This window comes from Blautia sp. MCC269, assembly GCF_018785655.1.
In the GTDB taxonomy this organism is placed as follows: Bacteria; Bacillota; Clostridia; order Lachnospirales; family Lachnospiraceae; genus Blautia_A.
On sequence record NZ_WQQE01000003.1, the window covers coordinates 160,441 to 173,649 of the forward strand.

Sequence of the window (13,209 nt, forward strand, 5' to 3'; positions counted from 1 at the left end):
TTGAATATGGGGCAATGTAAGGACTTTGCAATAAAGATAGACATTTTTCTTTTTTTGATGATCATATGCATATGTTCTCCTTCTAATTTTGGGCTAGAACTATTTTGTTACAATTAGAGCTTGAATTTTAAATACGCAATTTTAACTCTTAAAAATAATACGAAATAAAACAACAAAAATCACAAATTATAGACAAAGAAAGTATTTATTCGAACAGATCTTTTTCCCATATTTGCTCCTTCATCTTTTTTGAAAAAACTAAATATACTGTATTGCAAAAAGGCAAGTCTAATCAGACCTGCCCTTTTATAATGATTTTTCAATTATTTTGTTACACACAAAGTTTCGTCAATCCACTTCTGGACGTCTTTCACATTATGGTTTACAGCTTTTGCGATTTTTTCAACAGGTAATCCCATTTCAGCAAGTGAAAGGGCTGTTTCCTTTTTAGCCTTTAATTCACCGCGCTTTTCGCCGCTTTCCATTCCCTCGCTATAAATTTTCTCCATTTCATGGCACATAAGCTCAACCCCTTTCTGCGTGTCTTTTAATTCATGTACCCTCTTTGCAAGAACTGGACTGTGCATTTCATCCGCATTCTTACAATGCAGATCATGCATAAGTCTCCCAAGTTCTGTGTCTTCCTGTTTTCTGGAATTCACATATATAATATGTGCTTCGTCCTGAAAGCTATCATCGGCTTCTTTGATATGCCTGTCAATATGGTAAATAGGAAAGCCATACCCAAGGATGTCATCCCTGGTAATAAAGATCACATAGCTTTCCGGTAATTCATCAAAATCCTGACCCGGATTTAAAGTGTTCATGTCCATCAAACCACTATGGTAACGTGCCCTCTTAGGTGATGCACCTTCATTATCCTGCTGGATCTCCACGTCAAACTGTTTGCCTTCGGAATCTCTGGCAACACAGTCCATGATTGCGAATCGTCCCTGCAAATTCTTATAATCCTTCTGGATGATCTGATCAATTACTTTCAGATCCTGTTTTTCCATAATGACCTGCAGAACATATTCCAGGCATTCTCTCTGTTTGAAAACATTTCTCATAAATATGTCACTCATGAGTGTAAAATTCTTAATAATACCTTTATATCTTTCGTAACGTACTTCCAATCCGTTCTCTGGCACAATTTTTTCATCTGCCACGTTCGCTGTCACCTCCCTCTTTATTCTTTTTATGTTATGAAGAAATTTTCGAAAAAGCTTTTGTTTATTTTATCTTAGCATCAATGAATGACCTTTACAAGACACTTTTTCCCCGAATTGCATCGGGTGTTTTTTAACCTACCCGTTCCACATAGCATACACTGTTTCCCTTGCACTCAAATTCCGGACAAAGGGACAGCCATAGTCTTTCCAGATCATTGATATTCATAGCATCCAATTCTGTTTCATCTTCCTCACCATAAATATTTACAAAACCGATCCGATATATGCCATACCCTTTATGTAGGTTTTTTACTACTTTTCTTCCTGCTCTTCGTATATTCATAAGCTCTCTTCTCTCCTCTCTTCTGCTTCCAGCAAAAATGTATTGCAGGTATAGCTTCCGGAAGCACTGACACCAGCGGCCCCTCCAAGGCTGTCCAGATACTGGCTTCCATTTTTAGATGCAGAAATGTACATATAAAAGTTTGTCAAAACATAGTTTTTATTTTCCAGAACATTTTTATAACTGCTGCTAAGTACAAGCCTTGCTCCAAGTTTTTCTGCTTTTTCTTTTACCAGCATAGCAGTTAAATTTACTGCTTTTCGTATTTCCTGTTCGCTAAGTCCGCTTTGATAATAACGTTCCAAAAACAAAACCAGTTCTTCTGCTTTATTTTCATGTGGTTCGCTTTTGACAGTCACATCAACAAACTCAATCGTCTTCCTTTCATCCGCAGCTACAAAAGATCCCTTTGTCAGACGGAGGATTGCACGAAATACAATTTTACCATTGTGTTTGATAAATATAATTTTTTTATTTGCATCAAAACAGGATAACAGACAATCACAATTTGGACCATTCCGATAGGAAATACAGCTGCGCAGCGGTACTTCTCCTATCTGCATGACCGGAAGCAGGCTGTCCTCTTCCCAGATTTCCCATCCACAATCCACGCGCAGCAGCTTTTCTTTCCAGATTTCTTCTGTATCTCTTTTTATTGGAAAAGCAATTTCCCGTCCCAGATCTCCTCCATGGTATTTCAGCTCCATGAATTTTCCTAATAACTCAGCATTTACGATTCTTCGGATTTCTTCCTTCTTTTTCGGCTGCCTGTTCAGAAAGGAAGTCATGATCTCAGCGCCACCTTCATAAATGAATTTCTGGATATTGGATTTATTTTCCGCGACAAAAGCATCCGAAATATTCAATTCTGTCTTTAAATTCTTCCAGGAAGGATCCTGGGCCAGCAGTTTGTCCATCAATGCAGGTAATCCGGAACAGCCATTTAAAAGATTCTGATTATGTAAAAGGAAGTAAACCTGATTATCCCTTGTAAGCTCTTTTAAAAGTTCAGTAAAATCCATTAAAAATATCAGAATCCATATGGCTGTTTCATGCCGAAGATCCAGAATGTTTTTAAAATCCTCCTGCATCCATCTGGAAAGCGACTTTTTTGACAAAGCTTCTGCCAATCGCTCAATCTGATTTTCCTCTAATGCATCTGTCAGGCAGTCTCTTTTTATCAACTCACGGATCACCCGAAGACGATCATCACTTTTGGAGTATGCTAAACGATCATACAGGTCTATATAGACTGCTTTTACATTGTACAGGATTTTCAATTCTTCAAATACACGAGGCTTCGAAAACAGTGATTCTTCACTCTTTCTCCAGAGAACTACCATATATTCACAATCCCTTAAATTCTGCTCATTTAAAGTATTTAGATTCAGGCATCTTTTATAAACCTCTTCATCCAGAATCAACGAATTCCTGTCAAGGTTTATAAGCCAGTCTCCATTCTTTCGCAAAAGTTCCAGGAAATGTTTCTTCCGTTTCGTAATGGCATACAGGATAAGCTCTGTCTTTTCCAAAGTCAGCTCATAAAGATCCATATCTGGAAGCGGATTTCCATACAGAGTGTTCACATAGGCTGCCTTTCCATTTGAAATCTTTTCAAAATCTGCATCCGGACCTGTCAAAAATCTTATCAGCTTTGGAATATCTGCATATAATGATTCGTTCCAAAGCCACAAGTGAAGAAAAGAGGCCTGCCATTCTTTTGGGATATGAGCAAGAACCACTTCTAATCCATTCCGGATTTCTTTTGGATGCCGGCTCAGTTCTTCCAGCTGTTTCTTATTTAAACTTTCCGCTTCTTTACAAAACTCGGATAAATAATTTACAAGTTCCATCAGATCCTGCTTCAAAAGTAATGCCAATGATTCCTCATCCTTGAGCAGCTCATAAAGAAGCTCCGTTGAAAAAGCCGGATTTATCAAAAGCATGCGTATCTTTATTCCCGCACGGGCAACATCAAACTCACCAATGCAGGTCTCAAGACTTGCTACAAGCTGTTTCTTTAACTCTTCTTCCGGTTCCAGAAAAGCATAATATTTCAGATAAACATATACGATCCGGTCCGGGATTTCTTTATCTGCCAGTACTTTCTCAATCTTTTTATAGGGGAATTCGGACAGTTTTTCATTTCCTGCACATTCTATGACCATTCTGATGCGGTCTGGTTCTAAAATAGGAAAATCCTTTTTGTTCATTTTCCCCAAATAGCTGAGTAATTCCGGATCGTCCATCAGAGAAGAAATCGTCTCCTCATTTAATCCCTCCATCAGACTGGAAAGTTCCTGCTGATTTACCAGTCTGGCCGCATTCATACAGGAATCTTCCCCTTTCTTTCCTATCAGGTTCATGGGAATTGCTGCATTTTTCATTTCCCTGTAAATATTCATGTGCTTTAAGATTCTTTCGATCATCACGCTACCTCTGCCCTTTCTATTAATTCAGTAATCTCCGGTAACCCCATGCATTCGTCCTGGTACATATTTTCTGCCAGCTTAAGAAGATACAGAGCTTCCTTTTTTGCCATAAGCTTTTTCGCTGTTCCTGCAAAATTATCTTTTAAATACGAGGAAACGATCTTACAGTAGAGTTTTTTATGGCCATATGAATACTGCCCGTTCTTGTAAAACTCATAAATAGACTGAATCTCCTTATCCGTTTTTCTGTTTTCCCGTAATATCTGATTAAACTGCTGTTTGATGTTTTTTTCAGTTTTCCAGTGATCTATCCGTTTTTTCTGTTCCTTTAGCCATTCTTTCCGTTCCTGATATCTTTTCCGATCCTCTTCTGTCATATATTTCTGATACAGGGTTTCTCTTCGATAAGAATCACTTATAAATGGAAGAAGCAATTTGGAAAGCTCATATGCTTCTGACTGTTCCAGCCAAAGTGCTGTACTTTCCTTTAAAAGTAAGGCCGTCAGGTATTCTGGATAAATATCCGGATATTCATAAAAGAACTTCTTTTCTACTATTGAAAACAGTTCCCGGTGTTCCTCTTTTCCCAGAACTGGCGAAAAAAATTCGCACTCTCTATGTTGGATAGCATAGTATCCCAAGGAGAAAGTTTCCTTTAAAATCCTCCAGGGGCTTAAGAATTCGCATCCATCCATTCCAATCTCATTGATCAGAAATTTCAGCATAGGATAGGAATGCTCATTACAAAGACCCTTTATTTCACTTTTTAAATATCCTGCCATAAATTCCCATTTCTTTTCCAAATCTGGTTCTTCATTTTTATAATCCTTTACAAACTCTTCCAGATACTTTTTTCCATCCAAAATCCCATGCAGGATCAGCCGGTTGAAAACCGCGTAAAGTTCCCGCTCACTCTTTTTCCAGAAAACATCCTGGTATCTACTTCCTGTAAGGTTTTCATAACGTTCCAGATACTTCAGCAAACTTTTCGTACTGTATGTTTTGCCTTTCAGAGTATCTGTAACACACGCTTCAAATTCTTCCGAAGAGAGTTCTTTTACCAGAGGATCCCATTTTTCTTCTGTCAGATCAATGTAGTGCCACTCTTCCGGTTCATTACTTCTAAATGGAAACAACGTAAGAAACGTTTTTACATTTTCCACCCTGAACGTTTCATTCATGCATTTTTCCAGCCGTTCTCTAACGTCGATACGGACAGAAAGTTTCCCATATGTTCTTAAAATCCGTGAACAAAGTACATAAGCTTCTTCTGGATATGTCTCTTTTCCGGGCAAAAATGCCTCTAATACATTCAGCCCAATTTTTTCTGCTGTCAACCCTGAAAGGCTTATCCGATCGGGTCTCTCTACAAAATACATCAGTACAAAATTTAAAAAAGCGGTCTCTTTGTCGGAATATCCAAACATACGCATACGTTTTTCCAAAACGGCATCCGCATTTTTAGCATTTGTGCCTGTTAACTTTACCAGCAGTTTCAGGATATCCAGATCCTTTTTGCGATACCCTTTAAGCTTTTTCATTACTTTGCCTACCATCCACACGAAAAGATTCCATTCAGTAAATACGGATATCTTCCGGTTCTTTGAAAAGCTGTCAGCAAGTTTCTGTTTTATGCCTTCCCACAGTGTTTCATCATCTGGGAGGATGGACATGGCAAACAGCATTTCTTCTGCTCGCTCAAATGGATACGCATGCATGGCCTGTTTCCACCGATTCTTTTCCTTTTCCTCACAGATATAATTGATACTGATCAAAAACAGGTCTTTCTCTCCAAGAATCTGTTTTATCTTTTTCCAAAACAGATCCTTTTGAGTTCCATTGAACATACAGGTCTCCTGCAAAGGCATCATCCTTGCCAGGGCAAGTCCGAGGGCACGGTATGTCTGCTTTGTCAAGGTCAGATGTTCTCCGATGCGCTCCAGGACTTCTCCCGGATAATGCAGTCCATAAGCGGTTTCCATGTCTACTTTCGGCTTTTCCAGAAACATGTCATTTTCTTTTAATTGCATATAAATTTTATATTTTTCCTCATTAGATGACAGCTTATAGATCAGGTTCGTCATCTGCCGGTACAGGGTAATATCAAGCCATTCTTCATAAATCTTCCATTCCATCCGATTTCCTCCTGTTTTCCCATATAAAAAGGGGACTGTTCGCCAGTCCCCCAAAATTGTTCTTATGCTGCCAGGATAATCTTCTTTTTCCGGCTTGCATAAGTGATCGCCATTGTAGAATGTTCCATGCCTCGCTGTTTCTGGTATTGCTTTACATCTGCATAATTTGCAAACGAAAGGATTTTACCATTTTCCTCTAACAAGTTCTCTTCGTTATCTTCCATATTTTCACTCCCGCAGGAAGCCAGCGTCCAGTTTACATGGCAGACATAACAGGTCATGCCTGCAAATCCCAGATACTTATGTACATACTCTTCCGCTGCCTCAGCACTTGGAAAATAACGTGCATACTCCAGGGAACGGCAAACGATCCGGTCTTTGTACCATCCGGCAAAATACCGGTTCTTTTTCAGTTCAAGTACATACCCTGTCAGATAAATCTTCTGTAAAGCATTTTCTTCCTCGTCCATCATATCAAGAAGCTGTTCCGCATATATTTTTTTCCATTTCAATGTATTCTTCTTTATTCTTTTACGCAGCATTATCTTTTTCCTCCTCAGTTCCCACAATGAGTTTTTCTATCATTCTGTACAAGTTCCGGAAATTTCCAGCCTGTCTGCGGCGTGTCATGCAGTCCTGTTCAAATGCCCGGATCACAGCAGAAGTTCTTGCAAACAGTGTGAAGACTTCCTCATCTTTCAGCTGTATGGTAACCTCTTTTTCTTTCCGGTAGCTGTCTTTTTTACAATACTGCCCGCCATTGGCATTATGCATCGCTACACCGGTACCATTCTGTATCCTGACAACCCACGGATAATTTAAAACTTCTCCTTTGTTGTTGCGAACCTTCCTCTGTATGGAAAATACTGTAACTCTTCCCATGTTGGAATTCTTATCCTCGCAAAAGATCTTTTGCTGGAAGAATTTAAATTCCTGCACATTATTCCATATACGGGAGTACAGGTATTTTATGATTTCCGGGCTCAGATTTGCATAAACGCTGATGCTGTCTTCTTTGCTGTAGTCAACCATGACAGCGCGGATCCGGGAATAATCGCTGGCAAAGTCTTCGTGAAGATGCCAGAACTCCTTTGGTTCTGCCATCCGCAAAAAGCTATTAAATTCCAGTAACGTATTCTGTGTCTTATGAACACAGATCTGCTTTGATACATCCGTATTCTGTTCTTTTTCTTTCCTGTTTTTCCTGTTCATCCTTACCTCCTGATAAAACGCAGCAATTTCTTTGTCAGAAGAGCTGGAAGCTGTTCAAGATCCGTAATATCCAGAAAAGATTCCTCATAAATTTCCTGAATTGCTTCCTTGTCGCTTCCGATCGCAGCCGCCTGAAAGAATACTCCCTGCTGCAGCAGCTTTTTCCGAATCTTCTGAAGATCCCTTTTTGCCCCTATGCCTCCATACTGGTTTGCATTAGGTGCACCATCACTGATCACAAACAGCAGTTTCTGCTTTTCCGGTCGTTCTAAAAGACGGCTGCCAGCATACCACAATGCAGTTCCATCCCGGTTGCTTCCATAAGGCTGCATACCAGCGATCCGGAACCGATCCTTTTCATCCGTTTCAAAATCTGCGCAGCAATGCAGATACACTGTTTCGTCTTTCAGGTTCTCATGCCGGTATCCATCTGTATGATGTCCGCACACCAAAACCGGTATTTCTGATTCCATACAAAAATCATACAGGCAAAGTGCTGCAAGAATGGCATGATCCATCCGTTCCCCACACATGGAAAAAGAATTGTCGACCAGCACAGCCACACAGATATCCAGCTTTTTTCCTGGCTGTTGTTTCTTAAATACTGCCCGAGACGGTGCAGCTATGTTTCGAAGATCTACCCGACGTCCAAGAAAAAGCTTATGTTCCGTGCGTTCTTTCTGATTTTTCAATATAGGAAGCAGTTTCAGGCGAAGTCTCTTTTTTACCTGTTTAAGCTGCCCCTCATACTTTTCTGTCAGTAATTTTAAAAAATCTGATATCTCGGTCTTACGGCAAAGTTTTTTCTGTACCAGGTCATGGCCTTCTTCAAACGGTATCTCCATCAATTCCTTTTGAAGATGTTCGAAAATTTCTTTCTGTATCTTTTCATCAAGCGTCTCTTTCGCCATTTCATAAAGGATTTTTTGTAAGGCATTATCACTGGATGCTTCCGTTTCTGAGGCAGGGATGCCACATTCATTCTGTTTGTCTTCGAAGCCACCAGACTCCCTGACACATTTCGGAAGATTTTCACACAGCTGCTGTAGAAACTTCTGAAGCTCTGCCGTGCGCCCGTTTTCATGGTCTTCCGTTTCCTGATCCTTTCCGTTTCTTTCTGCTTTGTTTTCTGTTTCCGACTCCTGTTCCGTATCCTCTTTTCTGATCTTATCTTCATTTTGCTCAGTCTGTGACCCTGTGTTACCCTGCTTTTCTTCCTCCGGTTCTTCTTCGGATTCATTCGGGTTTTCCTTTTGCCCTTCACGCTCTTCCTGTTCTGGCTTTTGCTCTTCATTTTCTGTACTGTTCTTCTCTATTTCATCTATGATTTCCGCAAAATATTTCCAGATTATCAGAAGGATATGGTTGGTGGCAAGATATCTCTCCATGTCATCTGCTGCCTTTCCCGCTTCATCAATGACCGGCATAAGCAGTTTTAGTGTATCAATAAGCTCGTAATCCGCACCATCCCAGGCATTGACCCTTGAAGACAAGGCATACTGTGCACACAGGTTCATAAGAATAGATAACCTGTCTTTCTCCGTTTCCAGCATTTCCCTAAGTGTTGGAAGCCATTCCACATTTCGGTCACGATTCATAAGGATTCCCCTGCGGATGCTTCCTGGAAAAAGGGCGCACATCTTCTCTTCTATGTACATATCATTCAAAAGATTGCTGAGATAAGATGCTGTCTGCAGAAAGATAGAAAGGATTGCTTTATCTTTTCTTTCAAAGTGGACATTCATCGCATCCAATGCCTCTTTTTCCTGTGCATTTTCCGGTACTGGCTCCTTTGGATACCAGCTGCCATTTAACATATGCTCGGCATACCTTTTTCTAAGTGCAGAATCCGTATACCGGTAATGTCCGCATTCATGTCCCAGAATCCCGATCAGGCTGTCACTTTTTAATTCCAGTGTCAGAAAACTTGCCGTAATCTGGTTTCCAAGATTTACGGCAACTGTTTCTCCCTGATTCCATCCTGCAATCCCTGAATTTTTATCATCGTATAACCGTAATGTAGTCAACTTTCCACCGGTGATTTCATGCCCGATCGAGGTCAAAAGATCACGATACTGCGGCGTATGAAATACTTTTTCCGGTGTCAGTTTTTCTTTCTCTGCACATATCCGTTTCCGGTATAAAGCCTTTTTCATTCGTTTCCTCCATCCGTTTTTAATCCACATCACAATGAGGAAGAAGAAAGACGCGTTCCATAGTTCCCCGTTCTTCCCTGTCCATGGATGCTTTACTGAGCAGTGCTGTCCATGCTGACCTCCTGAGATCATTGGAAACCATGTAACTTAACACCCAGTTTTCCAATTCCCGGTATCCGCATACGCCATCCGTAATATCCTGTTCGATCAAATATTCATGGATCTTGCAGACCGTGGCAGCCATAAAGGACAGAAGTTCTTTGTTTTTAAACCCGGTTCTTTTCATTGCCCTTTTTGCCATTTCCTCTTCTGTCAGGGCTTCCTTTGGCTGAATCAGATTCATTCGGGAAAGAACTGACTGGTTGAAGTTCTGACAGCCAACATAATCCAGATTGGTGGTCATGATCACAATGGTATCCGGATTTCTCCGTATCTGTTCTCCATTTACCAGATCGGTTACAGCTCCATCGTCAAACAGGGAGTTTAATCTCGTAAGTGTCCCAGGTTTTTCAATCATGGCCGGCTCTTGAATTTCAATCACAGATGGTTCCCTGCATGCCTTTACGATTTCTGACTCTTTTAATAAGAAGTCTTTTTCATTTTTCGACTTTTCATAGCCTTTTTCATAGACTGCTCTCAGGATCTCCTGAAAGGCTTTTTCCCGGCTGATTCCCTCCTCATAAATGCCATTTACCGTTGCAAGAGCTGATGCAGGATCCATTTCAATGTCTTCCAGACGTGGCAATTCCATTTCCAGATGCGCTGTACCTCCCATATTTGGTACGGTGGTCGCTAAAAGTTCCAGTTCATCCGTTCCTGGTCCACAGGTGAACACATAATATGGAAGCCCTAAGATCTGGGCGATCATTCTGGCATCCGTTGTCTTTCCAGTACCGGCATCGCCTGTCATCATAAACAGCCTTGCCGGTGTCTTATCCACCATCTGCAGGATTTCTTCAGCTTCCTTACTTACCAGATAGTCTTCCGGAAGCGAAGGGATCCTTTCTTTTGTCCTTTCATTTACATCCCATCTGCCAGAGTAGATCTGTTTTAATTCAAAAAGTGTTCTTTTTGTCTTCTCATTTACAGGCAAAAGCACATGAAACTTTCCATAGATTTCATCGTTTGGTGCATATACCCCGGCCGCAATTTTATATTCCGGAAGCACATCCTCCAGTTCCTCTGCACGGAACTGGCTCTTTTCCAGCGGGATTGCCTGCTGCGGATTTGCTATTACTTCGCAGTACATGGCATCGCAACAGATAAATGCCGCCCTCAGTGCAGCTTCCATGTCTTCCCATTCCTTTTTTTCCTGTTCTTCAAGTATGTAGAAATTTTTTTTGAACTCTTCGTTAAATAAAGGATTATCCGGGACCAGATTGGCATAAGCCAAAAGGGCCAGGTACTGCTCGCCTGTGTTTTTGCCCTCCCGGATTCCCGGAAGCTTCTCGTTTTTTTCTTCTGTCTTTAAAATCCCACTGAAACGTCCGTTTTTCGAATTATAAGTCATTACATACTTTCCCTGATTTCCAGGATATTCCATGCAGAAATAATTTATGGCATCCCTGCCCCTTTGTATACCGGCAGCACCAGAGTCTTTTTCTTTCCGGATCTGAATCAGTGTCAGAAGAGCATGTAACGTAGGCCCATGAAGGCGCGATACTTTTCCCTGCTTCCTGATATTTCGCATGGAACAATCCGCTTCATCATAGCTGATCCGTTTTTTCCCAGCTTTTTCCAACATCATCCGAAATGGGTCCGGAATGGGTTCTTTCATAATCCATGGTGCATAAAAACAAAGATCTGGCATTTTGTTCCCTCCTCTTTCATTATGTGATTTTCTGCATACGAAGGAAAGAAACAGGCAGAGCATTGGATTTTTCCAACGTCTGCCTGTCATTCATTCTTTATGCGCTCTTTTCCTGTTCCAGGATTGCTTCATATATTTTTCGGATACGGTACCCAAACATGGTGTTTCGCCGGCTGATGTAATCCGTCCGGATAGCCTGTGCGATTGCACGTTTGCTTCCCACAATTATAAACCTTTCTCTGGCTCTTGTTACTGCTGTATAGAAAATGTTTCTGCGAAGCATCCACCGGAAACATGGAAGCATTGGAAGGATTGCCATCGGATATTCACTGCCCTGAGCCTTATGTACCGTAATCGCGTATGCCAGTGTCAGCGGCCAATAGTCTTCCTCCTGATATTCCATGACCCGGCCATCTCCAAAATCTACACGCATGACCATTTTTTGATCTTTCCGAAAAATCCCTATGACTTCTCCAATGTCGCCATTTGCTACTTCATCGTTGTTTTTTGTCTGCATGACCCGGTCACCTTCCCGGTAAGTATTCCTGCCATTTGTGATTTCCGGATAACCGAAACGCTTTGGATTCGCAATGTCACGCAATACCAGATTCAATGCATCCGTACCTGCTTCCGTATCTTTTCGAAGCGGTGACATCACCTGCACTTCTTCCAGAGAACCGTTTCTCTGCAGTACTTCTTTTCGATAGATTTTCTGTATCTTTCGCGAAGCCTCCTCCGGTGTGGAAGCCGGAATAAACTGAAAGGTATCATCAAACACCAGATCCAGCTGATTCTTATTGATCTTAATGGCATTCTGGCTGATGGTGGAATTCCCTTCCTGTCGGAAACATTCATCTAAGACAGTTACCGGAAATACGCCGGAATCAATGATCTCCTGAAATACTTTTCCAGGCCCTACGGATTCGATCTGATCTTTATCACCCACCAGAACCAGTCTGGCACCGGATTTAATACTGGCAAACAGTTTGTCCGCCAGATACATATCGACCATGCTGAACTCATCTGCTATGATCAGGTCATCTGGAATTGGCTGCTCGTTCTTCCATTCTTCCTCTCCAGCTTCTCCGGTAAGCCCTATGGATTTATGGATTGTCAGTGCTGGATACTCTGTACATTCCCGCATTCGCCTTCTGGCGATGCCTGTAGGTGCACATAAAAGGATCACCGCATTTTTATCCAATGCTTCCTGTACAGCAATGATGAAACGGATCACCGTAGTCTTTCCTCTGCCGGGTCCTCCTGTAATGATGGATACCGGGTTTTCAAAGACATTTTTTACTGCCACCTGTTGTTTCGCATTCAAAATAATATCCTGTTCTTTCTGGATCTTTCTTAAAATACGGTCAACATTTACAGCCATTCCCGTCTGCATATGGAGCCTGACTAATGCGGCAGCAGCTCCCAGTTCGGCCTGGAAGCTTTTGCGTGTATAAAACCCTCCATCGTGGCAGACCAGGCTTCCATCTGTATGGATCATATCATTGCCTGTATCCCGGATTGCTCTTTCAGAGACCGGTGAAACATCTTTGTTGTGATTTAAAAGTTTTTCGACACGTTCAATAATGTCCTCTCTTTTTAAATACAAATGTCCTTCGCCTTCTGCTTCTGACATAATATGCAAAATAGCAGCCTTAATGCGAAGGGGATCATCTGCACGGAAATGTTTTGCCTTTACTGCAATCTGGTCAACAGTCAGAAATCCAAATCCATGAACCTCACAGAGCCGGAAAGGCTCCTCTTTCACGATCATAACTGCAGCAGGACCAAATTTCTCCTGTATTTTTGAAGCTTTTGCAGGAGTCACCCCAAAAGGGGACAAATACATCATCAGTTCCCGGATGGAACTGCTTTTTTGAGTTTGCGCGCCATGGGCGCGCTCTAACGGGTGTAAGTCCCGAACATGCCCAGATAGTGGGAAGTGTATAGCT

General features: G+C 41.5%; 9 protein-coding genes. All 9 read right to left on the reverse strand.

What is annotated here, in order from left to right:
* Positions 1–323: 323 nt before the first annotated feature.
* The 9 genes from GPK88_RS01250 to recD2 all read right to left on the reverse strand — a co-directional run bounded on the left by GPK88_RS01250 (position 324) and on the right by recD2 (position 13,205).
* A complete protein-coding gene (locus GPK88_RS01250) occupies positions 324–1,085 on the reverse strand; it encodes an Rpn family recombination-promoting nuclease/putative transposase (RefSeq protein ID WP_252197654.1) in 762 nt (253 codons plus the stop codon).
* 217 nt (positions 1,086–1,302) lie between these two features.
* On the reverse strand, positions 1,303–1,515 hold the full coding sequence (locus tag GPK88_RS01255) for a hypothetical protein (protein WP_015525098.1): 213 nt from the start codon (positions 1,513–1,515) through the stop codon (positions 1,303–1,305).
* A complete protein-coding gene (locus GPK88_RS01260) occupies positions 1,512–3,944 on the reverse strand; it encodes a hypothetical protein (protein WP_215707480.1) in 2,433 nt (810 codons plus the stop codon). Before GPK88_RS01260 ends, GPK88_RS01255 begins: the two co-directional genes overlap by 4 nt.
* Positions 3,944–6,082, reverse strand: coding sequence for a hypothetical protein (locus GPK88_RS01265; protein ID WP_215707481.1), 2,139 nt, complete (start codon positions 6,080–6,082; stop codon positions 3,944–3,946). The genes GPK88_RS01260 and GPK88_RS01265 overlap by 1 nt, the downstream gene beginning before the upstream one ends.
* Before the next feature lie 62 nt (positions 6,083–6,144).
* Positions 6,145–6,624: a hypothetical protein gene (locus GPK88_RS01270; protein WP_119240539.1), complete on the reverse strand. Its 480-nt coding sequence runs from the start codon at positions 6,622–6,624 to the stop codon at positions 6,145–6,147.
* Complete coding sequence (locus tag GPK88_RS01275) at positions 6,614–7,294, reverse strand: hypothetical protein (RefSeq protein WP_173733916.1); 681 nt, start codon at positions 7,292–7,294, stop codon at positions 6,614–6,616. Before GPK88_RS01275 ends, GPK88_RS01270 begins: the two co-directional genes overlap by 11 nt.
* A 2-nt stretch (positions 7,295–7,296) precedes the next feature.
* On the reverse strand, positions 7,297–9,450 hold the full coding sequence (locus GPK88_RS01280; protein ID WP_252197651.1) for a cobaltochelatase CobT-related protein: 2,154 nt from the start codon (positions 9,448–9,450) through the stop codon (positions 7,297–7,299).
* 19 nt (positions 9,451–9,469) lie between these two features.
* On the reverse strand, positions 9,470–11,260 hold the full coding sequence (locus tag GPK88_RS01285) for a P-loop NTPase family protein (protein WP_252197652.1): 1,791 nt from the start codon (positions 11,258–11,260) through the stop codon (positions 9,470–9,472).
* A gap of 97 nt (positions 11,261–11,357) precedes the next feature.
* Positions 11,358–13,205, reverse strand: coding sequence for an SF1B family DNA helicase RecD2 (recD2, locus tag GPK88_RS01295; RefSeq protein ID WP_330626519.1), 1,848 nt, complete (start codon positions 13,203–13,205; stop codon positions 11,358–11,360).
* Positions 13,206–13,209: the final 4 nt, after the last annotated feature.